Below are 23,262 nucleotides of genomic sequence, written 5' to 3' on the forward strand. Positions count from 1 at the left end.
GGGCCGGTCACAGCGCGTACGCCAGCCGCTCGCCTGTGTCGAGTCCGTTCCGGAGTGCGGCGTGGAGCCGGCCCTCGCCGGCGACCCAGTCGCCGGCGCAGTACAGGTCGTGCGCTTCCGCGGTGTCGACCGGCCCGGCGGCGACGCCGCTCTCGGGCAGCGCGTAGCGCCACCCCTGATGGTCTGTCCAGTCAGGCGCGGTCAGTCGGTCGTCGCCGACCACGTCGGCCGTCAGGTCGGCGAGGGCGGCGACGTTCGCCGCCGGGTCGGCGTCGTAGCGCTCGACCGACCACTCGTGGTTGGCCTGCACGACGAGCAGGCTCTCGCCGTCGGGAACGTGGCCGGGCTTGCACTCCTCGCGGGAAATCCAGCCGACCTCGTGGTCCTTGTCGGTGTTGACCAGCCCGTAGTAGGGTACGTCGAGTTCGAACGGGTAGTGCAACAGCGCCGTCCAGACGGAGCGGTACTCGACCGCGCCGGCGGCGTCGGCGAGCGCCGCCCGGGCGTCGGCGTCCCAGTCGGCCGCCCGGAGGAGCGCCTCGGTCTGGGGTGCCGGCGGCGTCATCACGAGGGCGTCGAAGGGGCCCCACGTCTCCCCGTCGGCGTCCGCCAACGTCCACGTCTCGTCGGCGGGGTCCCGGGCGACGGACTCGACGCGGGTCCGGCGGTGGACCGTCGCGTCGGTCCGGCCGAACAGCCGTTTGGCTAGCTGGGTGAGGCCGGCCTCGTAGCTCCACTTGCGCTCGTCGGCGTCCCGACCCGCCGAGACCGCGCCCTCGCGGTCGAAGGTGTAGACCGGGCCGCGGGTGTCGACCAGTCCGTCGGCGTCCAGCGTCTCGCGGACGAGGTCGGTCACGCGCTCGTCGTCGTCCTTGAGGTAGTTCGCGCCGTAGTCGTACGTACAGCCCTCGCGACGGCGGGTGGCCGCGCGGCCACAGACCCCGCCCGATTTCTCCAGAACGGTAACCTCGGCCTCGGGCGCTGTGCGGTCGACGACGTGCGTGAGCGCCGCGGCGGCCGCGCCGGCCCCGACGACTCCGATGCGTGGCATGTGCCCACCGTAGGACCGCAGCGGCCTGTACCCATCGCCACCGGCACCACGGGCCGGCACCGCGAACATTCTATATAGCGATATGCGATATATTCCGGGACGTTCCCCGACGCGCCGAACTTATACGAGTCGGCCGACAACGGCCGGTGTAATGGTCGAGAACGTCGCTTCGGTGGTCGCCGAACTGGAGCAAGACGACGTCAATCTGCTGTCGGGCGTCGAACACGGGATGCGCTTCTCGGAGTACGTCGCTCGCGAGAAGCTCACCGAGTTCGCTCGGCTGACTACCGAAGAGGTCGACTACCGCCTCGACCGCTGCGAGGACCGGGGGCTGGTCGAGCGAAAGACCATCCAGTACGAGGGGTTCAAACTCACGTTCGAGGGGTACGACGCGCTGGCCCTGCACACGTTCGCCGAACGTGGCACCATCGAGGGGTTCGGTGCGCCCTTGGGGGTCGGCAAGGAGAGCGACGTCTACGAGGTGCAGTCGTACAAACCCCTCGCGCTGAAGTACCACCGGGAGGGATACACGAACTTCCGCGAGGTGATGCGCGAACGGGAGTACACCGCCGACAGAGAACACGTCTCGTGGCAGTACACCGCCCGGAAAGCCGCCGAGCGGGAGTACGAGGCCTTGGAGACGCTGTACCCGGCGGTTTCGGTCCCCCAGCCCGTCGACGCCAACCGCCACGCCATCGTGATGGGGAAAGTCGACGGCGTCGAACTCTCCCGGACCAAACTCGAACCCCGGCAGGTCGTCCCCGTCCTCGAACTCGTCGTCGAGGAGATGCAGGCGGCCTACCGCGAGGGGTTCGTGCACGCGGACATGAGCGAGTACAACGTCTTCGTCACCGACGCCGGCGTGGTCGTCTTCGACTGGCCCCAAGCGGTGCCGACCGACCACGAGAACGCACGGGAACTGTTGGCGCGTGACACGGACAACGTCGTGAGCTACTTCCAGCGGAAGTACCCCGCACAGGTCGACGCCGTCGACGTAGACGGGTTGGCGGCGGCCGTCGCTGCCGACGAGTTCGTATCGCTCTCGGACCACCTCGACTGAGGCGGTCAGCCGTTGACGGGACCCTCCCGACGGCTCTCGGGCCGGGCGACCGAGGCCCCGTCTGTTTCGCCCACCTCGTCGCGGTTCACACCCGAAATCCCCCGGAGCGGCGGTGCGCGACGGGCAACTGATAAACTGTATAGCGCGATATCAAATTCGTTGTGCGGGCGAGCGCGCCGGACACAGCGACCCGGTCCGAGAGGGCCGTTCGGCCGTGGAACCGCCGGTCGGCCGGCGTCGGCGCAACTGATTTCCGCTCGACGGCCCATCTCGGGCCAATGGGCGCAGACGACGGAGGCCGGCGGTCGAAGGTGGCCCGGCTCATCGAGGCGTACGGACTGGACGGGATGGGCGCGGAACTCGAAGCCGCGTGGCTCGGCGACGGGCGCGAGCGGGCGAGCCTCCGGGACCTCGCCGACCGCTTCAACCGGGCGCTGCTCGTGGCGGCCATCGGCGAGGCGGGGATGGACGCCGTCGACGGCGAGCCGGCGAACTTCTACCGGTTGCTGACCGACGCGGACGTGAGCGCCGGCGAGCGCATCGAGGCTCGCAACCGGCTGGAGCGGGGCGGCGTCGACGTCGACGGGCTGGAGTCGGACTTCGTCACCTATCAGGCGGTCCGGCACTACCTGACGGCGGTCCGGGGCGCGAGCTACGAGCCCGACGACTCGGGACAGGTCGACCGCGAACAGGGGACCATCGACCGGCTCCAGAGCCGGGTCGAGACCGTAGTCGGGGACACTATCGACCGGCTCCGGGCGAGTGGCGACCTGTCGCTCGGCGAGTACCGCGTGTTCGTCAGCGTCGAAATCCTCTGTCGGGACTGCGGGACCCAGTACAGCGTCGGGGACCTGCTGGCCCGGGGCGGCTGTGACTGCTAAACGTCGGTGACCCGGTTGTAATCGTCGTCCACGGCCTGTGCGTCCTCGGGGAGCAACGCGACGACGAGGTAGGGGGCGTAGTCGGCGAAGTAGTCGACGAGGGCGGCGATACGCTCGGCGTCGATGGCCTCCAGCGAGTCCAACAGCATGAACGGCACGTCCTCGTAGACGTCGTGGACGAGATAGCCCGAGAGCGCAAAGACGAGGCCGGTCACCTCGCGTTCGCTCTCGCTGAGGTGGGCGACGGTGTCCTCGTAGGCGGTCCCGCCCTCGCTGGTCCGGACGACGTGTAGCTCGAAGGTAGAACCGTCGGTGGCGTCGGCCGCCGGCGCGTCGGTGGGGCGGTCGGTCCGTTCGAGCCAGACGCGGTCGACGTTGTCGTAGTCGAGGACGTCGAGCAGCGTCGCCATGTGGTCGTTGAACTGCTCGGTCGCCTCGCTCTCCAGCCGGTCGATTCGGGTCCGGAGGTCGAGCAGTTCCGAGACGACCTCCTCGCGGCGGGCGACCAGTGCGTCCTCGCGGCGGATTTCGGACTCGCGTTGCTCGATGTCGGCCGCCACCTCGTCGAGGTCGGACTCCAGTCGGTCGAGTTCGAGTTCGAGTTCGTTGGCCTCGGAGTGGAGGTCGAGCACCTCGTCGAACTCCGCGGAGCGGAGTTCTTCGACCCGGGTTTCGAGTTCGGCGACGCGGTCCGAGAGGTTGTCGCGGCGCTCGCGCAGGTCCGCGACGGCGGACTGGCGGCGGTCGAGTTCGGCGTCAACGTCGTCGAGCGTCCCCGAGAGGTCCGCGCGGCGCTGGGCGGTGTCGGCGATGTCGTCGCGGCGCGCGACCAGTTCGGCGATGTCGTCCTCGATGTCGTCGACGTCCGCGAGAGTCTCGCGGCGGTGGTCGCGCATGTGCCCGAGCGTCGACTCGATGCGCTCGGGTTTGACCTGCGAGCCACAGGTCCAGCAGGTCGTCTTCGACCCCCCGTAGAGCTGCCCGGTGACGTCGCCGACGGACTCCGGTTTCGCGTCGATGGCGTCGGCGATGCGGGAGTGTTCGCCGGCCAGCAACTCCTCGTTGAAGCCGATGACGTTCTGGAGGCGGTTGGCGTACTCCGAGCGGTCCCGCCGCCGCTCCCGGAGTTCTTCGAGGCGGGCGTCTATCTCGTCGAGGCGGTCGTCGGGGGCCTCGGGCAGCCCGGCCAACTCGGCGGCGAGGCTCCCCCGCTCGTCGCGGAGGGCGGCGATGCTCTCCTGCTCGGACTCGATGTCGTCCCGGACCCGCCGCAGTTCCGCGCGGGTGGCCCGGAGTTCGTCGAGCGCGGTCTCCAGTTCGGCGGTGCCCGCGCGGGTCGCGTCGAGGTCGTGGTTCGTCTCCTCGATGCGGGCCTCCACGTCGGCCAGTTCGTCCCGCGTGTCGGCTATCTCCTCGCGGAGCGACGCCCGCTGCTGTTCGAGGGCCGGGAGCTCGCGTTTCAGTTCCGCGATGTCGTCGAGGTCGTCGTCGATGGCGGCCTTGCGCTGCTCGGCGTCGCGTATCTCGCGGCGGATGCCCGCCACGTCGACCGGGCGCATGATGAGGTCCCGGAGGTCGTCGCCGCGGACGACCGCGCGCCGGGCCTCGTTGTCCTCCAAGAGGAAGGCGAACAGCTCCGCGGTCGTCGGGTCGTCGAGGATACCCGACCCGGAGCCGACGGCGCCGTCCTCCGTGCGCGTGAGCGTGCGCGTGTACGACTCCCCGTCCAGCGAGAGGTCGACACGGCCGCGGTCGGCGTCGCCCTTGACGCTCGCCCAGTCGCTCCCGTGGGCGGCCATGAGGGCCTGCAGGAACGAGGTCCGGTTGGTCGCGTTGCGGCCGACGAGGACGGTCACGCCCGGCGGTAGCTCGACGGTCGTCTCGCCGATGCCGCCGATGCGCTCGACGGCGACCGTGACCGAATCGCCGGCGGTCGTGGCCGAGTCCATGCTCGGGACTCGGGCGGTCGGGAGGATAAACACTGGGGCGCGCGCGGCGAGCGCCGTGCGTGGCGGCCGCGCGTCCCGCCGTTCAGAATAACAAGCATATGTTTGTTAGTGCACGGTGTGACGGACTCACGTGCCAGTCGAAAGCGGTCACGGCAGGCAGCTATACGGACATATATAGTCGAAACCAGTCACAAGCGTGTACTTTTATCTAAGACCATGTACGTAGCTCGCGGTGTCGATAGCTATGTCAGCAAGCGATAAAGCCGAAAGCGCGCTCCGCGGTCACGTGACCTCCGTCAAGGAGGACCTGATGACCGGCGTATCGTTCATGATCCCGTTCGTCACCATCGGCGGCATCTTCCTCGCCCTCGCGTACGCGGTGGGGGACACACAGGCCGTCTTCGGCAACACCGGGTCGGCCGGCTGGTTCCTCGCACAGGTCGGGACGGCGGGCCTGACAATCATGGTCCCCATCCTCGGGGGCTACATCGCGTACGCCATCGCGGACCGCCCGGGGCTGGCCCCCGGGTTCCTGCTTGCGTACATCCTCCAACAGGGGAGCGTCGTGGCCGAGGCGGCCTCGGTCATCGGCCTCTCGGGCGGGCAGGCCGGGGCCGGCTACCTCGGTGCCATCGTGGCCGGCCTGCTGGCGGGCTACGTCGCCCGGTTCTTCAAGAACCTCGACGTGCCGGAGTTCATCGAGCCGATGATGCCCGTCCTGCTCATCCCCGTGGCGACGATGGCCGTGCTGACACCGGTCATGCTGTTCGTGTTGGGCGTCCCGGTGGCGCTGGCAAACGGCGCGCTGACGACGTTCCTCCAGACGATGCAGGGCGGACAGGCCGTCCTCGTCGGCCTCCTGCTGGGCGGGATGATGGCCTTCGACATGGGCGGTCCGGTCAACAAGGTCGCGTACGTCTTCGCCACCGGCCTCATCACCGAGGGCATCTACGCGCCGATGGCCGCGGTCATGATCGGCGGGATGATTCCGCCCATCGGGCTGGCGCTCTCCAACCTCGCCTCGCCGCACAAGTACGCCGCCGAGATGTACGAGAACGCGAAAAGCGGCGTCGTGCTGGGCTTCTCGTTCATCACCGAGGGCGCGATTCCGTACGCGGCCGCGGACCCGCTGCGAGTCATCCCCGCTATCGTCGCCGGGAGCGCCGTCGGCGGGGCGACCTCGATGGCGATGGGCGTGACGATGCCCGCGCCCCACGGCGGCATCTTCGTCGTCCTACTGTCGAACCAACCGCTCGCGTTCCTCGGCTGTATCCTGCTGGGGTCGCTGGTCACCGCCGTCATCGCGACCCTGCTCAAGCCCGACTTCGAGGACCGCGTCGACGTGGAGTCCGGGGCGGGCACCGCCCAGCCGACCGACGACTGACGACTGCCGACCGACCGCAACCGACTGACGACACACCAGACAATGACAGACGCAATCACGCGCGACGACATCGACGAACTGATTCCGGCGAGCCACGTCTCGCTGTCCGAACCGCCCGCGGAGAAACGGGCCTGCATCGAGCACCTGCTGGACCTGCTGGTCGAGGCCGGCCGCGTCGAGGACCGCGAGGCCGCGCTGGAGGCGCTGCTGGAGCGGGAGGCCGAGACGACCACCGGCGTCGGCATGGGCATCGGCATCCCCCACGCCAAGACCGACGCCGTCTCGCGGCCGTCGCTGGCGTTCGTCCGCTCCGAGTCGGGCGTCGACTTCGGCTCGATGGACGGCGAGCCGGCGACGCTGATATTCATGATACTCGTCCCCGCCGAGGGCGGCGAGGACCACCTCGAAATCCTCAGTTCGCTCTCGCGGGCGCTGATGCACGACGCGGTGCGAGACGACCTCCACGCGGCCGCGGACGCCGACGAGGTGCGCGACACGCTCCGGAGGGCCATCGCATGAGCGTAGAGCGCACCGTCACGGTCGTCCCCGAGGCGGGCCTGCACGCCCGCCCGGCGTCGGCCTTCGTCGAGGCCGTCACCGACCACGACGCCGAGGTGTCGGCCGGCCCGCCCGACGGCGACCTCGTGCAGGCCGGTAGCATGATAGCCGTAACGAGCCTCGGCGTCGGCGAGGGCGACGACCTCCGACTGGTCGCCGACGGCCCCGACGCCGAGGCCGTGCTGGACGAACTGGAGCGGATACTGACAACACCGGAGGAGGAGCTGAACGCCTGAGATGGCCGATAGAACGCTCATCGGAACGGGCGCGACGCCGCGGGCGGGTGTCGGCGAGGTCGTCTGGTACGGCCGCGACGTGACGCTGCCCGAGGCCGACGCGGCAGCCGACCCCGAGACCGAGCGCGAGCGCTTCGCCGCGGCCGTCGAGCAGGCCCGGGCCGAACTGGCTGCCGAGCGCGAGGCCACCGCCGAGCGCGTCGGCGAAGACGAGGCGGCGGTGTTCGACGCCCACGTCAAGTTCCTCGAAGACCCGACCATCGAGGACGCCGTCGAGACGGCCGTCGCCGACGGGACACCCGCAGCGACCGCCGTCGACGACGCCTTCGGCGAACACATCGAGCAGTTCGAGGGAATGGACGGCCGGATGGCCGAGCGCGCCGACGACCTCCGGGACGTGCGCGACCGCCTCCTCCGCCTGCTGACCGACGGCGAGCGCGTCGACCTCGGGGAGCTCCCCGAGGGCAGCGTCGTCCTCGCCGAGCGGCTGACCCCCAGCGACACCGCGCAGTTAGACCCCGAGCGCGTGGCCGGGTTCGCCACGGTGACTGGCGGGCGCACCTCTCACGCGGCCATCTTCGCCCGGTCGCTCGCGCTCCCGGCCGTCGTCGGCGTCGGCGAGGCACTGGAGTCCGTCGCGGACGACGAGGAGGTGGTCGTCGACGGCGACGCCGGCGAGGTGCTCGTCGGCCCCGACGACGGGGAGCGCGCGGCCGTCGCCGAGGACGGCGGGGCCGCCGTCGTCGAGGACGCCGTCGAGACGACCGACGGCCGCGAGATAGAGGTCGCGGCCAACGTCGGCCGACCCGAGGAACTGGCCGCGGCCGCCGACAGCGGGGCCGACGGCGTCGGCCTGTTCCGGACGGAGTTCCTCTTTCTCGACCGGGAGACGCCCCCGGACGAGGACGAGCAGTGCGCGGCCGTCCGGGAGGCGCTGGACGCGTTCCCCGACGGGCGGGTCGTCGTGCGGACGCTGGACATCGGCGGCGACAAGCGCATCCCCTACCTCGACCTGCCCGAGGAGGCCAACCCCTTCCTCGGCGAGCGGGGGGTTCGCCGGTCGCTCGGTCCCGACAGCGACCTGTTCCACGCGCAACTGCGGGCGCTCCTGCGGGCGGCCGCCGAGGGCGACGGCGAACTGGCGGTGATGTTCCCGCTCGTGACGACCGTCGAGGAACTGGAGGCGGCGCTGGAGGCGCTGGAGGCCGCCGCCGCGGACCTCGACGACCGGGGCGTCGACTACGCGCGTCCCGAAATCGGGGTGATGATAGAGACGCCCAGCGCCGTCTTCGTCGCCCGCGAACTGGCCGCCCGCGTCGACTTCCTCTCTATCGGCACCAACGACCTCACGCAGTACGTGATGGCTGCTGACCGGGAGAACGAGCGGGTCGGCGACCACCACGACCCGACCCATCCCGGCGTCCTCCGGGCCATCCACCGGACGGTCGAGTCGGCCCACGCCGAGGACGCGTGGGTCGGGATGTGCGGCGAGATGGCCGGCGACCCCGACCTCACCGAGTTGCTGGTCGGCCTCGGCCTCGACGAACTCAGCATGAGCGCCGTCACCGTCCCCGACGTGAAAACCGCCGTCCGCGAGACGGCGTACGACACCGCGAGCGAGCGCGCCGAGCGCGCCCGCATCGCCGCAACACGCAGCGCAGTCCACGACACACTAGACAGATGAAACTCGTCGCAGTCACCTCCTGCCCGACCGGCATCGCACACAGCCAGATGGCAGCCGAGAACCTAGAACAGACAGCACAGGAACAGGGCCACGACATCACCGTCGAGGTCCAAGGCGCGATGGGCGCGGAGAACGAACTCTCCGCGGCCGACATCGACGCCGCCGACGCGGTCGTCATCGCGGCCGACACCGCCGTCAGCCGGGACCGCTTCGAGGGGAAGCCGGTCGTGAAAGGCACCGTCAAGGATGCCGTCAACGACGTGGAGAGCCTCCTTGCCGAGGCCGTCGAGGCCGCCGACGGCGAGGCGGTCGACGCCGCCGACACCGACGACGCGCCCACGGAGAGCCAACAGCCCCGGCGGGGCGGCGACCGCTCGAAAAGCCTCGTCGCACGACTGAAGCGACTGTTCGGCTGAGCGTCCGTCGCGTGCCGACCGCGTCGCACATATCACCGGCCCCAGTCGCTATCAATCAAATTCAGTCATAATCAGTATTCTTTAGTGAGCGTGTGTGAGTGATAATGGTACAGATGCGACCTGTCGACGATTCACCGCTGGTGCGCAAGGACAAGACGCTGGTGCTGGCCCACGACCACGGGCTGGAACACGGCCCGAAACAGTTCAGCGGCGTCGAGGAGCGCCTCGACCCACGGGAAGTGTTCGAGATGGCCACCCACGACGCGGTCACCGCGCTGGCCGTGGGCAAGGGCCTCGCCGAGACGTACTACCCCAGCTACGAGGACGACGTGAACCTCTTGGCGAAGCTCAACGGCGGGTCGGACCTCTGGATGGGCGACCCTTACTCGCCCCAGAACTGGAGCGTCGAGTACGCCGCGGAACTGGGCGCGGACGCCATCGGCTACACGATTTACCCGGGCGTCAACCGCGAACCCGACATGTTCGAGGACTTCCGCCCCGTCCAAGAGGCCGCCCGCGACCACGACCTCCCCATCGCCATGTGGTCCTACCCCCGCGGCCAAGCCGTCAAAGCCCACCGCAACCCCGACACCATCGCCTACGCGGCCCGCATCGGCCTCGAACTGGGCGCTGACTTCACGAAGGTGAAATACCCCCGCGACAAGGAGGCCATGGCCCACGCGGTCGACGCCGCCGCCGACAACCGCGTCCTGCTGTCGGGTGGCTCGAAGACCTCCGACCGGGACTTCCTCGAACTCGTCGCCGACTGCATGGACGTCGGCGTCGCCGGCCTGGCCGTCGGCCGCAACGTCTGGCAGCGCGAGGACCCCGACGACATCCTCGACAAACTCGACCCCGTCGTCTTCGACGACGCCGACCCCGACGACGTGCTGTAACGGCACGTCGCGCGTCTGTCCCATCGTCGCGCCCGCCGCGCTCGTAGCCCACAGCGGGGGGCGACGACGGATTTCTCGCGGTTCGTGAGCGGGTAGCGCCGCCGCCGGGGACGGCGCACCACGAACGGCTAAGTCGCGGCCGCCCGGAGTGGCGGTATGGCACTCGACGCACTCGACGAGTTCGACGTGGTCCCGGCGGCCGGCGAGGTCGTCGACGGGGAACTGGCGGTGACCGACGACGTACTGGTGAAGGCGTTCGCGCTCGGGCCGGGCGGCGAAATCGAGCCCCACGAACACCCGGGCGCGACCAACGTGTTCCACGTCGTCGCGGGGACGGTGACGGTCACGCGAGACGGAACGTCCGAGACGGTGACCGCCCCCGGCGTGGTGTTGAACGAGCGCGGGCAGGTCCACGGCGCGGCCAACGACGGCGACGAGGTAGCCGTCCTGACAGCGAGCCTCTGTCCGCTGCCCGGGCAGTAAAGCGGCGCGAGAGCGGGGGCGTCAGGCGCTCGCGTTCGGTTCGGCGCTGCCTGCGGCGACCGTGTCGGTCCGGTCCGAGGCGGCTTCGAGCAGTTCGCGGTAGCGGTCCCGGATGGTGACCGTGCTCACGTCGGTGGCGTCGCTGACGGTCTCCTGTGTGAGTTCCTCGTTGACCAGCAGGCCGGCGGCGTAGATGGCGGCCGCGGCGAGGCCGACGGGGCTCTTGCCGCTGTGGACGTTCTCTGCTTTCCCCGTCTCGATGAGTTCGTGAGCGCGGCGCTGGAGTTCGTCGGTGACGGCGAGTTCGGAAGCGAACTTCCCCACGTAGTCGGCGGGGTCGGGCGGCCCGATTTCGAGCGAGAGCTCCTGATTGATGTAGCGGTACGCGCGGGTGAACTCCATCTCGTCGACGCGGCTGACGACGACCATGTCGTCGATGGTGTGGGGGAGGTTCGCCTGCCGGACGGCGGCGTACAGTGCGGCGGTGGCGATGCCCTCGATGGAGCGGCCGGGCAGGAGGTCCTCGTCGAGCGCGCGGCGGTAGATGACGCCGGCCGTCTCGCGGGCGCTCTCGGGGACCCCCAGCGCCGAGCCCATGCGGTCGATTTCGCCCAGCGCCTGCTTGAGATTGCGCTCCCGGGAGTCCCGCGTGCGGAACCGCTCGTCCCACGTGCGCAGGCGCTGCATCTTCTCGCGCTGGCGCGAGGACAGGGAGTTACCGTAGGCGTCCTTGTTCTGCCAGCCGATGTTGGTCGAGAGCCCCTTGTCGTGTTTCAGTTCGGTCGTCGGCGACCCGACGCGGCGCTTTTCGTCGCGCTCGGCGCTGTCGAAGGCGCGCCACTCCGGTCCGTGGTCTATCTCGTCGGACTCGACGACGAGGCCGCACTCCGAACACACCGTCTCGCCGCGGCGCTCGTCGGAGACCAGCGAGCCCCCGCAGTCCGGACAGCTGTGGGCGGTCGCCGCGTCGGCCTGTTCCTCCGTCGCCTCGCGTTCGTCGGCAGGGTGTGTTTGCAGCGTCATTTGGGAGTCGGTCGTACCAGTATAGACGAGCCCAATGGGTATCAGATTCCGTTTGGCGCACGCCAAAGTTCCGGGGAGTGAGGCGACCGGGAGACGGAGAACAGTTCCGTTCAGCTACCCGAGCGGCCGATTCGGAGGCGACCGCCCTCGGCGACCGTCTCCTCGGCCTCGACGGGGCCCATCGAGCGCGTGACGAACGAGCGGACTATCCACGCCTCCGCGCGCTGGAGGCGGTACTGGAGCGTCGACCGGGAGACGTCGAGCCGGTCGGCGAGCTCGGTCAGCGAGACGGCGCGGGGCGTCCGGTAGTAGCCGTGGTCGACGGCCGCCTCGACGGCCGCCTGTTGCTCGGGCGGAAGTTCGGCCAGCGTCACCGCCTCCTCGGACCAGTAGGAGGGCTCGCCCAACTGTCGGAACTCCACGGTCAGGCCGGGCCGCAGGTCCGCCTCCAGCGCCGCGAACAGGTCGTCGACACCGTCGTCGCTACAGAGCAGGAGCCGCCACTCGCATCTGTCGCCGCGGCGCTCGGTCTCACAGAGGACGCCGTTGCCGACGTGTTCGATAGCCAGCCGCGGGATGGAGTGGCAGTCGCCGGTCTCCGAGCGGTAGCTGTAGACGGTCCGGCGACCGGGCTCCTCGCCGATGACCTCGTACGTCCAGTCCGTCCGACAGTTGTGGGTGCCGATACACTCGGTGCACTGGACCGGTTCGTCGTACACGTCGTCGAGGCGTTCGAGCGCGGCCGGCGGCCCGGCGACCCGTTCGAGCCGCCACATCCCGTCGTCGGTGACGTTACACGCGATGGTTCGGGAGTGGGTCTCCGGATACTCGATGAACACGTCCATGATGGGGTCCTTGTCCCGCTCGTAGTCGATAGTGAAGATGAACTCGCGCACGCAACCGCGTACGTGGCGGAGGGCCATATATTCGGCGTATGCCGAACGCACTCTCTTTCGGACGGAGGACCTCTATCCGGTATGTCCTGTCCCCCCTCGACGGACGCGCCCCGGACCGGCGACGCGTCGGGCGCACCGCGAGAGCCCGCCCACAACTGGCGATACAGCGTCGTCCACGGTGCGTTGCTGTGGGCCGGGCTGGCGGTTGCCGCGCTCACGGTACCCGCCGGCCACCCGGCCGGGCTGGGCGTCACCATCGCCGGACTGCTCGGCGGGCCGCTGTTCCCGGTGGCCCTGTACTTCGACTACCGGCAGGCGCGACGGCTCGGGGCGTGTGACCCCGGGGTCGACGCGTACCTCCGAAACCTGTCGCGGGACGTGGCGACGACGCTGTCCGGTCGGGCACCGCTCGGGGCGGCCCGAACCGACATCTGCCGACGGCGCTGAAGCGCCGCGGCCCCCTCAGTCGTCGACCGCGACCCGGGACCCGGTGTCGGCGGCCTCGTAGACGGCATCGAGGGTCCGCATGTCCGCGAGGCCGTCGTCGCCGTCCAGCGTCGCCGGCTCGTCGGTGAGCAGCCGGTGGGCCGCGTAGTCGAACAGCTCCGTCATCTGGTTGTCCCCCGCGGTGTCGAGCGTCGCCGTCTCGCCGTCGACGGTCACCGAGAGCCCCGTCGTCGTGGTGAAGGCGGGGTCGAGCCGAACCCGCCCGCGCGTGCCAGTAATCTCCAAGACGCTCCCCGGTTCGGCGTTCTGGCTGGCCGTACAGGCCGCGTAGGTCCCGTCCTCGAACGTCATCGAGAACCGCGCGTGCTCGTCGGGCACGTCGGCGAAGGCGGGGTGGTCGGAGCGCATCGTCGCGGTCACGGCGACGGGGTCGGCGTCGAGGAGGAACCGGGCCGTGTTGACGGCGTAGATGCCGAGGTCCATCACCGACGTGCCGTAGCCGGTCAACTCCGGGTCGAGCCGCCACTGGTCGGGGTCGTCGAAGACGTCGAGCAGCCGCTGGGTGTTCGAGCCGTGGACGTGTCGGGGCTCGCCGATAGCGCCCGCGCGGACGAGTTCCCGCGCCCGGCGCACCGCCGGCTCGGTCTGCATTCGGTAGCCGACCAGCAGGTCCACGCCGTGGTCCGCACACGCCGCGACCATCTCGGCGGCCCGTTCGGCGGTCGCCTCCATGGGTTTCTCGGTGAGGACGTGCTTGCCGTGGCGGGCGGCGCTGGCGGCGTAGTCGAGGTGGCGGGCGTTGGGCGTACAGACGTACACCGCGTCGTAGGCGTCGGTCGCCGCGCCGTCGTGGAACTGTTCGTAGGTGATGGCCGCCTCGGCGGTGGACACGCCGTCGGCGACTCGCTGGGCCGTCCGGGCGCTGGAACTGACCAGCACTGTCGCCTCGCAGTACGACGAGTCGGCGATGGCGGGAATCGCCTGCTCGACGGTCCACCACCCCAGCCCGACGAGGGCGAACCGAACCGTGCCGTCGGCGTCGGTCTCCCAGTCGCGCTCGCGGAACCCGTCGAGGAACGCGTCGAGTGTCATTGCGCGTCGTTCGGCCACCGGCCCCAAAAGCGCGCGGTGACGGCCGAGACACGAGTGACCGCCGGGGCGGTTCGATATAGCCCACAGCGGTGTACAGCGTCAGACACACCGCCCGCGCTTACAGCCAGTCGGTTTCGGGGTCGATGCGCTGTGGTGGCGTCTCGCCGGCTAGCGCCGCCGCGACGTTCTCCGCGACGGTGTCGTTCAGTTCCGCCCGGGCCTCGGCGGAGCGCCACGCGGCGTGGGGCGTCACGACGCAGTTGTCGAGGCCGACGAGCGGGTGGTCCGCGTCCGGCGGCTCCTCGCTGAGTACGTCTAGCCCCGCCGCGGCGATGTCACCGGCCCGCAGCGCGGCCGCGAGGTCGTCCTCCGCGACGAGGCCGCCGCGGCCAGTGTTGACGAGGACCGCGTCGTCGTCCATCGCGGACAGCGCCGCGGCGTCGACCAGTCCCCGGGTTTCGTCGGTCAGGGGCGCGTGCAGGGAGACGTAGTCGGCCCGCGCGTACAGTTCGTCGAGCGTCACCGTCGCCACGTCGGCGGCGGCCATCGCGTCGGCGTCGACGTAGGGGTCGTAGGCGACCACGTCGAGGTCGAACCCCCGCAGTCGCTCCCGAACACGCCGGGCGATAGGTCCGAACGAGACCAGCCCCAGCGTCCGGTCGCGCATGCGGTGTATCGGCCGGGTCCGCTCCCAGCCCCAGCCCCCCGCCCGCACGTCGCGGTCGTAGGCCGCGACCGTCCGAACGCAGTCCAACAGGAGCGTGACGGTGTGGGTCGCCACCTCGTCGGTGCAGTACTCGGGGACGTTGGTGACGTGGGTGCCGTTCTCGGCGGCGGCCGCCACGTCGACGTTCTCGAAGCCGACGCCGGCGCGGGCGACGACGGCGAGGCCCGGGAGTTCCGCGAGGGCGGAGGCGGGGACGGGCGTGTTCACGTCGACGGCGAGGGCGTCGGCCCCGCGCGCGGCCTCGACGAGCGCCGCCTCGTCGGGCATCGGGGCGACGGTCACCGCGGCGTCGAGTTCGGCTCGCAACCGGTCGGCGTCTATCATCGGGTCGTCGCTGGCGACTACGCGTGCCATGTCCGGACGTTAGCCGCCGACGGGATAACGGGCCGGCCGTGTTCCCGCCCGGCAGGAAACGCGGCGATAGTCCAGTTATAAATCGTATATCGCGATATAGAATCGGCCACGCTGGCCAGTTCGTGTCCCGAGGCAGACGGGGACGGCGGGCATTGGCGGTTGTCCGGGACTATTTTTTGGCCCGCCTAAAATTCGTAAAACATATAAATTTTTTAGGCTAGCCTAATCCCATGGGAGACGATTCCGGCCGACGCGAGGCACCGACGCGGCGAGACTACATGAAATACGGCGGCGCAGTCATCACCGGGGGGCTGCTGGCAGGGTGTTCGAGCCGGGCCGACACAGAACCGACGCCGGCGGGGACGAACACCGAAGCGGGGGCGGGGACGGCCACGACGGAAGACGAGTACTCGGTGACGATGTCGCCGGTCGGCACCGTCGAGTTCGAGCGCCCGCCCGAGACGGCGACGCTGTACGACGCGACGTGGGCCGACGTGCTCGTCGGCCTCGGTCACGGCGACGCCGTCCTCTCGCTGGGGTTCCCGGACCGCTACTACACCGGGTACTACGACCAGCTCGAAGGCGTCACCTTCGATACGAGCGACCTCGCGGGCCTGTTCAACGACGGGCTCGACAAGGAGCAGTTCTACGAGCTCGATGCGGATGTCCACCACCTCGACCCCGTCAACGTCCGCTGGTGGTCGGAGTGGTCGGCGTCCGACATCGAGGAGGTCGAATCGAACGTCGCGCCGTTCTTCGCAAACCGTCTGAGCCGAGCGCACTCGACCCCGCCGGAGTGGTACGACGGGCAGTACGAGTATTACACCCTCTGGGAACTGATCGAGAAGGTGGCGAGCGTCTACCGCGAAGGGGAGCGCGCAGCGGAACTCGAGACGCTCCGGGACGAGGTGGTCACGGAGATAACCGAGGGACTCCCGCCGGCGTCGGACCGCCCGTCCGTCGGGCTGCTCGTCTTCTCGCCCGGTGAGGAGTCGTTCTCCCCGTACAAGCTCAACGTCCCGGGGTACGGCAAGGCGCAGTACCGCCCGCTCCAAGTCGAGGACGCGTTCGCGGACAGCGACAAGAGCTACGCGGAGAACTACGAGGGGAGCTACGACATCGAGGGGCTGCTCGAAGTCGACCCGGACGTGATAATCCACAACTGGGACATCGAGCCGTCGGAGCGGACGCGGGCGATGCGGGAGTTCTTCGCCGACAACCCGGTCGCACAGGAACTCACCGCCGTTCAGAACGACCGCGTCTACGTCGGCGGCTCGCCGTTGCAGGGACCCATTTACAACGTGTTCCAGCTCGAGATGGCCGCGAAGCAGGTGTTCCCAGACGAGTTCGGCGAGTGGAACGGGGTCGGCGAGACGCCGCGGAGCGAACAGCTGTTCGACCGCCAGCGCGTCGCAGACGTAGTTACAGGGGCGTTCTGAGCGCAGCTGGTAATCTCGGATTCGATACTACTTCGTCATATTTCAGCGTTGTAATGGTTATTATATGACTCGGCTGCGATTTTTGTCTCTGAAAAGCAGCACCTGAATTCAGATTCGACCGTTCGAGTATTGAGGCTCAGACACTAGTCGAACGAGACCATCCCTTTGACGACCTCGGGCTCCATCGCTCGTTGGAAGGCGGCGTCGATGTCGTCGAGCGAGGCCACGAAGTCGACGATTCCCTCGACGTCGACGGTCCCGTCGGCGAGCAGGTCGATGGCGGCGTCGTAGGTGTTCTTGTAGCGAAACGAGCCCCGAACGTCGAGTTCGTTGTCGATGACGTCGAGCACGTCGAAGGGGACCTCGGCCTCGTCGGCGAGTCCGACGAGGACGACGGTGCCGCCGCGGCGGACGGCGTCGACGGTGGCGCGGATGGACGGCTCCGCGCCGGAGGCCTCGACGACCACGTCGGCACCGACGCCGTCGGTGTAGTCGTCGACCGCGGTGGCGGGGTCCGTCTCGGTCACGTCGACGGCGCGGTCCGCGCCGCGCTCGCGGGCGCGGTCGAGTTTCGACCCGACCACGTCGGTGACGAGTACGTCGGTCGCGCCGGCGGCGCGGGCGGCCTCCATCACGAGCAGGCCGATGGGGCCGGCCCCCGTGACCAGCACCGTGTCGCCGGTGCCGACGCCGCCGCGCCGGCAGGCGTGGATGCCGACCGAGAGGGGTTCACAGAGCGCCCCCGCCGTGGTCGAGACGGCGTCGGGAAGCGAGTAGGCGAAGTCGGCGGGCCACGAGACGTACTCGGCGAAGGCCCCGTCGTGTGGCGGCGTCGCCATGAACCGGACGGACTCACAGAGGTGGTAGTCGCCGCGCTTGCAGTGGGCACACCGGCGACAGGGGACACCCGGTTCGAGAGCGACGCGGTCGCCGGGTTCGTGGGCGGTGACGTTCTCGCCGACGGCGACGACTTCGCCGGCGCTCTCGTGACCGAGGACGAGGGGGTCCTCGACGACGTAGTCGCCGATGCGACCGTGCCGGTAGTAGTGAACGTCCGACCCGCAGATGCCCACGTCGCGGACGGCGACGAGGACGTCGTCGGGGCCGGGGTCGGGGCGGTCGCGGTCGCGGAGTTCGAACTGCGTCGGCTCGACTAACACTGCGGTTCGCATGTCCGAACGGACGGTATCGACCCACTAAAACCTAGCTACTGGGGGGTCACCACTCGGCGATGCTCCCGTCCTCGTGGTGCCAGACGGGGCTGTACCAGTTGACCGCGGTCTGTGCCTGCTCGCGGATGTACGACTCGTCGAGTTCGATGCCCAGACCCGGGCCGGTGGGGCGCTCGACGTAGCCGTCGGCGAAGGTGAACGTGTCGGGCGCTTCGAGCAGGCGGAGGCGCTGGCTCCCCTCGGGGTCGTGCAGCCCGAGGTCCTGCTCTTGGAGGACGACGTTCTGGGCGGCGAAGCCGACCTGCAGGCTGGCGGCGAACGCCACCGGCCCGAGCGGGCAGTGCGGGACGACGGCCACGTCGAAGGCCTCGGCCATGGCCGCGAGCTTCCGGAGTTCGCTGATGCCGCCGACGTGGGTCACGTCGGGCTGGATGACCGAGACGGCGTCGTCGGCGAAGAGAGACTTGAACTCGTAGCGGGAGTAGAGCCGCTCGCCCGTCGACAGCGGGACGCTGGTCTGGCCGGCGATGCGGCCGTAGCCGTCGCTGTGTTCGGGCGACAGCGGCTGGTCGACGAACATTGGGTTGTACGGTTCGAGCCGGCGGAGTAGTTCGACGGCCATCGGCTTGGAGACGCGGCCGTGGAAGTCGACGCCGACCAGCGCGTCCTCGCCGACGGTGTCCCGCAGCGCCGCGACGCGCTCGACGGCGCGGTCGACGGCCGCGCCGGTCTCCAGCGGGCGGAACTCGCGGGGGTTGTTGAGCTTGAACGCGCGGTAGCCCCGCTCGTAGTCCTGCCGGGCGGAGTCGGCGATGTCGTCGGGGTCGCCGCCGCCGAGCCACTGGTGGACGAGCAGCCGGTCGCGGACGTGCCCGCCCAGCAGTTCGTGGACCGGGACGCCGAGGTGCCGGCCCTTGATGTCCCACAGCGCTTGGTCGATGCCCGAGAGGGCACTCATCAGAATCGGACCGCCTCGGAAGTAGCCGCTCTGGTAGAGCTTCCGCCAGTGGTACTCGACCCGGCGCGGGTCCGCGCCGAGCAGGTACCCCTCGACGAGCTCCGAGACGGCCGTCCGGACGGTTTCGAGCCGTCCCTGTACGATGGGCTCGCCCCACCCGACCGTCCCGTCGCTGGCCTCCAAGCGGAGCAACAGCCACCGCGGGGGCACGGCGAACAGTTCGAAGTCGGTGATTTGCATAGAGGGAGTAACGGCGAGCGGGCACTTGAAACGACAGGCTCGGGGCCGGGACGAGCGGGCGGACACGACGGCGCGACGGGCTGAGGGTATAGATTTAACACGGTGGCGGCGAGTAATTCGACTGTTCGCATGAGTGTAGTCGAGCGTTTCTCCCTCGACGGAGAGACGGCTATCGTCACCGGCGCAGCACAGGGACTCGGCAGAGAGATGGCGAGCGGCCTCGCGGAGATGGGGGCCGACATCGCCATCGCCGACGTGAACCACGAGAAGGCCGCCGAGACGGCCGCCGAACTCGACGGGGAGACGGACGTGGTCGCCGTCGAGGTGGACGTGACCGACGAGGCGTCCGTCGAGGCGATGGTCGAAGAGGTCACCGACCGCCTCGGCCCGATAGACGTGTTGGTCAACAACGCCGGCATCGTCGAGAACTCGCCGGCCGAGACGACGGACATCGACTCGTGGCGGCGCGTCGTCGCCGTCAACCTAGACGGCGTCTTCCTCTGTGCCAAACACGTCGGCCAGCACATGCTGGAGCGGGGCGAGGGCCGCATCGTCAACATCTCCTCGATGTCGGGGTTCGACGTCAACGTCCCCCAGAAGCAGGCCAGCTACAACACCACGAAGGCAGGCGTCAGGATGCTGACCCAGTCACTGGCCGTCGAGTGGGGCGACCGAGGCGTCCGGGTCAACGCCATCGCGCCGGGGTACATGCGGACCGACCTCGTCGACGAGGTGTTGGCGGAGAACCCCGAGATGGAGGAGACGTGGCTGGAGAACACGCCGATTGGACGGCTGGGCCGCCCGGAAGAACTGAAGGAACTGGTCGTCTACCTCGCGTCGGACGCCTCCTCGTACATGACCGGGTCGACGGTGGTCATGGACGGCGGGTACACGTCGCGGTAAGGGGTCGATGGCGGCGGCGACCGGAGCGGCGGTCCCGACCGGTCAGTCAGCCGGGAGCGCGCGCACCCGTTCTTTCGCGCGTTCCCACCCGGCCGTCTCGGCCGGGTCGTACGTCGTCGTCGTGAACGCCGACTCGACCAGCCGGCGGCCCGCGGCGAGGTCCGGCAACGTCCCGGCGGCCAGCGCCTGCGTCAGGACGTTCCCGACGGCGGTCGCCTCGACCGGACCGGCGGTCACCGGCCGCCCGGTCGCGTCGGCGAGACACCGGCAGAACAGTTCGTTGCGGACGCCCCCGCCCCCGAGGGCGATGCGGTCGGGCGGGTCGTCGACGACGGCGTCGAGGGCGTCGAGTTCCAGCGCCGTCTTGGCGACGAGGCTGTCGAGCAGACAGCGGACGACGCCGCCCCGGCCGGTCGGGACGGGCTGGTCGGTCCGGCGGCAGTAGTCGCGTATCTGGTCGGGCATGGGCGCGTCGATGCCGAAGGCGTCGGCGTCGGGGTCGACGAGCGCGGCCCGGGCCGGGGCGTTTCGCGCCGCCGACAGCAGCGTCTCGTAGTCGACGGGGTCGCCGGCCTCGCGCCACGCCTCGCGGCACTCCTCTAACAGGAAGAAGCCGTTGACGTTCTTCAGGAGCCGGACGCTGCCGTCGGCACCGAGTTCGTTCGAGAGGCCGCGCTCGAAGGCGGCGTCGGTGCGGACCGGCGCGTCGCGCTCGACGCCGAGGATGAACCACGACCCCGTGTTGAGGAACGCGGCGTCGTCGTCGAGCGGGAGGCCGGCAACGGCCGCCGCGGTGTCGTGACTGGCCGGGGCGACGATGTCGGGCGTCGTCGGGAGCCCCGCGGCGGCGTCGTCGGCGACGGGACCGAGGCGCTGACCGGGTTCACCCAGTTCCGGGAGCAACCCCGTCGGCAGCGACAGCGCGTCGAGCAGGTCGGTCGCCCACGCGCGCTCGGCCGGGTCGACCATCTGCGTGGTCGAGGCGACGGTCACCTCGCCGCAGTCCCGGCCACCGAGCAGCCGCGACAGCAGTTGGGGCATCATCAGCAGCCGGTCGGCGCGGTCCAGCAGGGCCGGCTCCTCGCTGGCGAGCGTGTGCAGCTGCCAGAGCGTGTTGGGCGTGTTCCAGTTCGTGATGCCGGTGGCCGCGAACAGCCGGCGCTTGTCGACGGTCTCGAACAGCGCCTCGCGGGTGGCCGTCGCCGCCGGGTCCCGGTAGGAGACCGGGTCCCGGATGACCGCGCCGTCTTCGAGGAGGCCGAAGTCGAGCCCCCACGTGTCGACCCCGACGGTGTCGAGGGCGTCGGCCCGCTCGCCCGCGGCCCGGAGGCCGTCGACCATGCGCTCGCGGAGCGCGTCGAGGTCCCAGACGTAGCGCCCGTCGCGCTCGACGGGGCGGTTGCCGAAGCGGTAGACCTCCCGCACGTCGAAGGCGTCGGGGGTCACGCGGCCGAGATAGACCGTCCCGCCGCTTGCGCCGATGTCGATGGCGACGTGGTTCATCTGGCGGGGTTACTCGGTGTAGGCGTCGAGTTTCTCGCTCAGACGCCCCATCTCGTCGTCGGGGAGTACCTCCGGCTCGCCGATGGCGCGGGCCTGATAGTGGATGCGCGCGCAGTACTCGACCATCAGCGCGACGGTGTAGGCGTCGTCGAGGGAGGCGTCGGCGGTCAGGACGCCGTGGTTGCGCAGGAGCGTGGCGTTGAACGACTCGCCCAGCGCCTCGACGGCGGCCTCGCCCAGCGCCTCCGTGGCGTGGGTCTGGTACTCGGCGACGGGGACCTCCGTCCCGGTAAAGGCAAGCAGGTAGTGGGAGGCCGGGATGGACTCGCCCAGCGAGGCGAAGGTCGTCGCGTAGGGCGAGTGGGTGTGGACGACGCCGCCCACGTCGGGCCGGCGGTCGTACACCGCGAGGTGCATCGGGAGTTCCGTCGAGGGGTCGATGTCCCCCTCGACGACGGTGCCGTCGGTGCGGACGATGGGCACGTCCGCCGGCTCGATGTCCTCGTAGGGGACGCCCGAGGGACTGATGGCGATGCGGTCCTCGTCGATGCGGGCGCTGAGGTTCCCGCCGGTGCCGGTGGTCAGGTCGTCTTCGAGCAGGCTGCGGCCGTACTCGCAGATTGCGGTGCGCGTCTCGGAGTGGGGTATGTCGTCGGTCATGTCGGCGTGTCTCTGGTCGGTCGTCGCGGTCGTCTGTCGGGCAGTACGAAAGGGCGGCGGCGCTCACTCGGCGGTCTGCATCCGCTCTTCCAGCGCGACCTCCGCCTCGGCGTCGAGTTGGCGCTGGTGGATGGTCTCGCCGGTGGCGGCGTCGAACAGGTGGACGTCCGCGTCGGGAATCTCGACGTGGACGCGGTCGCCCTCGGCGATGGGGCGTTGGCCGTCGGTCTCGACGACGAACGTCTCCTCGTGGTCCTGCGTCTTGGCCCGGAGGTAGACGTAGGAGATGCTCCCCATGGGCTCGACCACGTCGACGGTCGCCTCGAACTCGTGGTCGGCGTCGGCCCGGTCGTGGAGCACGACGTCTTCGGGACGAACCCCGAGCGTGAGTTCGTTGCGCCCGTCGGCGGACTCCTGCATCCGCTCGGTCAGGTCGAAGTCGAAGCCGTCGGCCCGGAGCGTCCCGCCCTCGACGCGGCCCTCGAAGAAGTTCATCGAGGGCGAGCCGAGGAAGCCGGCGACGAAGCGGTTGGCCGGCCGGTAGAAACACTCCAAGGGCGTCCCGACCTGCTGGAGTTCGCCGTAGTTGAGGACGACGAGCCGGTCGCCCATCGTCATCGCCTCCGTCTGGTCGTGGGTGACGTACAGCGTCGTCACGTCGAGTTCGCTCTGGAGGCGGTTGATTTCGGTGCGCATCTCCGCCCGGAGCTTCGCGTCCAGATTCGACAACGGCTCGTCCATCAGGAAGACGTTGGGGTCCCGGACGATGGCCCGGCCTAGGGCGACGCGCTGTTGTTGCCCGCCCGAGAGCTCCCCGGGCGTGTCGTCGAGCAGCATGTCGATGTCCATCATCTCGGCGGCGTTGCCGACGCGCTGGGCGATGTCGTCGTCCGAGAGGTCGGTCGACATCTTCAGCCCGAACGACATGTTCTCCTCGACGGTCATGTTCGGGTACAGCGCGTAGTTCTGGAACACCATGGCGATGTCCCGAGCGCGCGGCCCGAGTTCGTTGACGACCGTCTCGCCTATCTTCACGTCACCTTCCGTCTGCGTCTCCAGTCCAGCGACGATGCGCATCAGGGTCGACTTGCCGCTCCCGGAGGGACCGACGAAGACGACGAACTCGCCGTCGTCGATGTCCAGAGAGACGTCGTCGACCGCGACGATGGAGTCGTTGCCGTCGCCGAACCGCTTCGTTACGTCGTCTATCGTGATACTAGCCATTATGCGTCCTCCGTAGTGCGGCAGGT

The 23,262-nt window shown here is 69.6% G+C and carries 23 protein-coding genes; 12 read left to right on the forward strand and 11 right to left on the reverse strand.

The features are described 5' to 3' along the window. Nucleotides 1–7: 7 nt before the first annotated feature. Nucleotides 8–1,051 (reverse strand): NAD(P)/FAD-dependent oxidoreductase, encoded by a 1,044-nt coding sequence (locus ACV7JO_RS10790; protein WP_470353416.1) that lies wholly within the window; start codon nt 1,049–1,051, stop codon nt 8–10. Nucleotides 1,052–1,202: 151 nt separating this feature from the next. Here ACV7JO_RS10790 and ACV7JO_RS10795 point away from each other — a divergent pair, with 151 nt between their 5' ends. Together ACV7JO_RS10795 and rdfA are read left to right on the forward strand one after the other, a co-directional pair. After that, nucleotides 1,203–2,111 carry an RIO1 family regulatory kinase/ATPase domain-containing protein gene (locus ACV7JO_RS10795; protein ID WP_470353417.1) on the forward strand — a complete coding sequence of 303 codons (909 nt, stop codon included), beginning with the start codon at nt 1,203–1,205 and terminating at the stop codon, nt 2,109–2,111. Between the two features lie 278 nt (nt 2,112–2,389). Beyond that, nucleotides 2,390–2,992, forward strand: coding sequence for a rod-determining factor RdfA (rdfA, locus tag ACV7JO_RS10800; RefSeq protein WP_470353418.1), 603 nt, complete (start codon nt 2,390–2,392; stop codon nt 2,990–2,992). Here rdfA and ACV7JO_RS10805 read toward each other — a convergent pair. After that, on the reverse strand, nt 2,989–4,941 hold the full coding sequence (locus ACV7JO_RS10805) for an archaea-specific SMC-related protein (protein WP_470353419.1): 1,953 nt from the start codon (nt 4,939–4,941) through the stop codon (nt 2,989–2,991). The genes rdfA and ACV7JO_RS10805 overlap by 4 nt on opposite strands. Nucleotides 4,942–5,185: 244 nt before the next feature. On the opposite strand from ACV7JO_RS10805, the gene ACV7JO_RS10810 reads away from it, so the two are divergent. The 7 genes from ACV7JO_RS10810 to ACV7JO_RS10840 all read left to right on the forward strand — a co-directional run bounded on the left by ACV7JO_RS10810 (nt 5,186) and on the right by ACV7JO_RS10840 (nt 10,598). Beyond that, a complete protein-coding gene (locus tag ACV7JO_RS10810; protein ID WP_470353420.1) occupies nt 5,186–6,325 on the forward strand; it encodes a PTS fructose transporter subunit IIC in 1,140 nt (379 codons plus the stop codon). Nucleotides 6,326–6,367: 42 nt separating this feature from the next. Next, nucleotides 6,368–6,844 carry a PTS sugar transporter subunit IIA gene (locus ACV7JO_RS10815; protein WP_470353421.1) on the forward strand — a complete coding sequence of 159 codons (477 nt, stop codon included), beginning with the start codon at nt 6,368–6,370 and terminating at the stop codon, nt 6,842–6,844. Then, nucleotides 6,841–7,119 (forward strand): HPr family phosphocarrier protein, encoded by a 279-nt coding sequence (locus ACV7JO_RS10820; RefSeq protein WP_470353422.1) that lies wholly within the window; start codon nt 6,841–6,843, stop codon nt 7,117–7,119. The genes ACV7JO_RS10815 and ACV7JO_RS10820 overlap by 4 nt, the downstream gene beginning before the upstream one ends. Nucleotide 7,120: 1 nt before the next feature. Continuing rightward, complete coding sequence (gene ptsP, locus ACV7JO_RS10825; RefSeq protein ID WP_470353423.1) at nt 7,121–8,803, forward strand: phosphoenolpyruvate--protein phosphotransferase; 1,683 nt, start codon at nt 7,121–7,123, stop codon at nt 8,801–8,803. After that, nucleotides 8,800–9,219, forward strand: a complete 420-nt coding sequence (locus ACV7JO_RS10830; RefSeq protein WP_470353424.1) for a PTS fructose transporter subunit IIB — start codon at nt 8,800–8,802, stop codon at nt 9,217–9,219. The genes ptsP and ACV7JO_RS10830 overlap by 4 nt, the downstream gene beginning before the upstream one ends. A gap of 113 nt (nt 9,220–9,332) precedes the next feature. Then, a complete protein-coding gene (locus ACV7JO_RS10835; RefSeq protein ID WP_470353425.1) occupies nt 9,333–10,115 on the forward strand; it encodes a class I fructose-bisphosphate aldolase in 783 nt (260 codons plus the stop codon). Between the two features lie 156 nt (nt 10,116–10,271). Then, nucleotides 10,272–10,598 carry a cupin domain-containing protein gene (locus tag ACV7JO_RS10840; protein ID WP_470353426.1) on the forward strand — a complete coding sequence of 109 codons (327 nt, stop codon included), beginning with the start codon at nt 10,272–10,274 and terminating at the stop codon, nt 10,596–10,598. 21 nt (nt 10,599–10,619) lie between these two features. Here ACV7JO_RS10840 and ACV7JO_RS10845 read toward each other — a convergent pair whose 3' ends face one another. Both ACV7JO_RS10845 and ACV7JO_RS10850 read right to left on the reverse strand, forming a co-directional pair. Further along, nucleotides 10,620–11,621 (reverse strand): transcription initiation factor IIB, encoded by a 1,002-nt coding sequence (locus ACV7JO_RS10845; RefSeq protein WP_470353427.1) that lies wholly within the window; start codon nt 11,619–11,621, stop codon nt 10,620–10,622. A gap of 110 nt (nt 11,622–11,731) precedes the next feature. Further along, a complete protein-coding gene (locus ACV7JO_RS10850) occupies nt 11,732–12,517 on the reverse strand; it encodes a helix-turn-helix domain-containing protein (RefSeq protein WP_470353428.1) in 786 nt (261 codons plus the stop codon). An 81-nt stretch (nt 12,518–12,598) separates the two neighbouring features. Between ACV7JO_RS10850 and ACV7JO_RS10855 the strand changes: the two genes are divergently transcribed. Continuing rightward, nucleotides 12,599–12,964 carry a hypothetical protein gene (locus ACV7JO_RS10855; protein ID WP_470353429.1) on the forward strand — a complete coding sequence of 122 codons (366 nt, stop codon included), beginning with the start codon at nt 12,599–12,601 and terminating at the stop codon, nt 12,962–12,964. Between the two features lie 15 nt (nt 12,965–12,979). On the opposite strand, the gene gfo6 is transcribed toward ACV7JO_RS10855, so the two are convergent. Continuing rightward, nucleotides 12,980–14,056: a D-xylose 1-dehydrogenase Gfo6 gene (gfo6, locus tag ACV7JO_RS10860; protein WP_470353430.1), complete on the reverse strand. Its 1,077-nt coding sequence runs from the start codon at nt 14,054–14,056 to the stop codon at nt 12,980–12,982. 118 nt (nt 14,057–14,174) lie between these two features. Next, on the reverse strand, nt 14,175–15,137 hold the full coding sequence (locus ACV7JO_RS10865) for a C-terminal binding protein (RefSeq protein ID WP_470353431.1): 963 nt from the start codon (nt 15,135–15,137) through the stop codon (nt 14,175–14,177). Between the two features lie 230 nt (nt 15,138–15,367). Here ACV7JO_RS10865 and ACV7JO_RS10870 point away from each other — a divergent pair, with 230 nt between their 5' ends. Continuing rightward, nucleotides 15,368–16,576: an ABC transporter substrate-binding protein gene (locus tag ACV7JO_RS10870; RefSeq protein ID WP_470353432.1), complete on the forward strand. Its 1,209-nt coding sequence runs from the start codon at nt 15,368–15,370 to the stop codon at nt 16,574–16,576. Between the two features lie 143 nt (nt 16,577–16,719). Here the strand turns inward: ACV7JO_RS10870 and ACV7JO_RS10875 are convergent, their stop codons facing one another. Both ACV7JO_RS10875 and dgoD read right to left on the reverse strand, forming a co-directional pair. Next, the gene (locus ACV7JO_RS10875) at nt 16,720–17,748 is read right to left on the reverse strand and encodes an NAD(P)-dependent alcohol dehydrogenase (RefSeq protein ID WP_470353433.1); all 1,029 of its coding nucleotides are present in this window, start codon (nt 17,746–17,748) and stop codon (nt 16,720–16,722) included. A gap of 46 nt (nt 17,749–17,794) precedes the next feature. Beyond that, nucleotides 17,795–18,946, reverse strand: a complete 1,152-nt coding sequence (dgoD, locus tag ACV7JO_RS10880) for a galactonate dehydratase (protein WP_470353434.1) — start codon at nt 18,944–18,946, stop codon at nt 17,795–17,797. A 129-nt stretch (nt 18,947–19,075) separates the two neighbouring features. On the opposite strand from dgoD, the gene ACV7JO_RS10885 reads away from it, so the two are divergent. Further along, nucleotides 19,076–19,849, forward strand: a complete 774-nt coding sequence (locus tag ACV7JO_RS10885; protein ID WP_470353435.1) for an SDR family NAD(P)-dependent oxidoreductase — start codon at nt 19,076–19,078, stop codon at nt 19,847–19,849. Nucleotides 19,850–19,891: 42 nt separating this feature from the next. Here ACV7JO_RS10885 and ACV7JO_RS10890 read toward each other — a convergent pair whose 3' ends face one another. The 3 genes from ACV7JO_RS10890 to ACV7JO_RS10900 all read right to left on the reverse strand — a co-directional run bounded on the left by ACV7JO_RS10890 (nt 19,892) and on the right by ACV7JO_RS10900 (nt 23,236). Further along, on the reverse strand, nt 19,892–21,352 hold the full coding sequence (locus tag ACV7JO_RS10890; RefSeq protein ID WP_470353436.1) for a rhamnulokinase: 1,461 nt from the start codon (nt 21,350–21,352) through the stop codon (nt 19,892–19,894). Nucleotides 21,353–21,361: 9 nt separating this feature from the next. Continuing rightward, a complete protein-coding gene (locus ACV7JO_RS10895) occupies nt 21,362–22,012 on the reverse strand; it encodes a class II aldolase/adducin family protein (protein WP_470353437.1) in 651 nt (216 codons plus the stop codon). 63 nt (nt 22,013–22,075) lie between these two features. After that, nucleotides 22,076–23,236 (reverse strand): ABC transporter ATP-binding protein, encoded by a 1,161-nt coding sequence (locus ACV7JO_RS10900; RefSeq protein ID WP_470353438.1) that lies wholly within the window; start codon nt 23,234–23,236, stop codon nt 22,076–22,078. Between the last annotated feature and the right edge of the window lie 26 nt (nt 23,237–23,262).

This window comes from Haloarcula sp. MBLA0138, assembly GCF_055632455.1.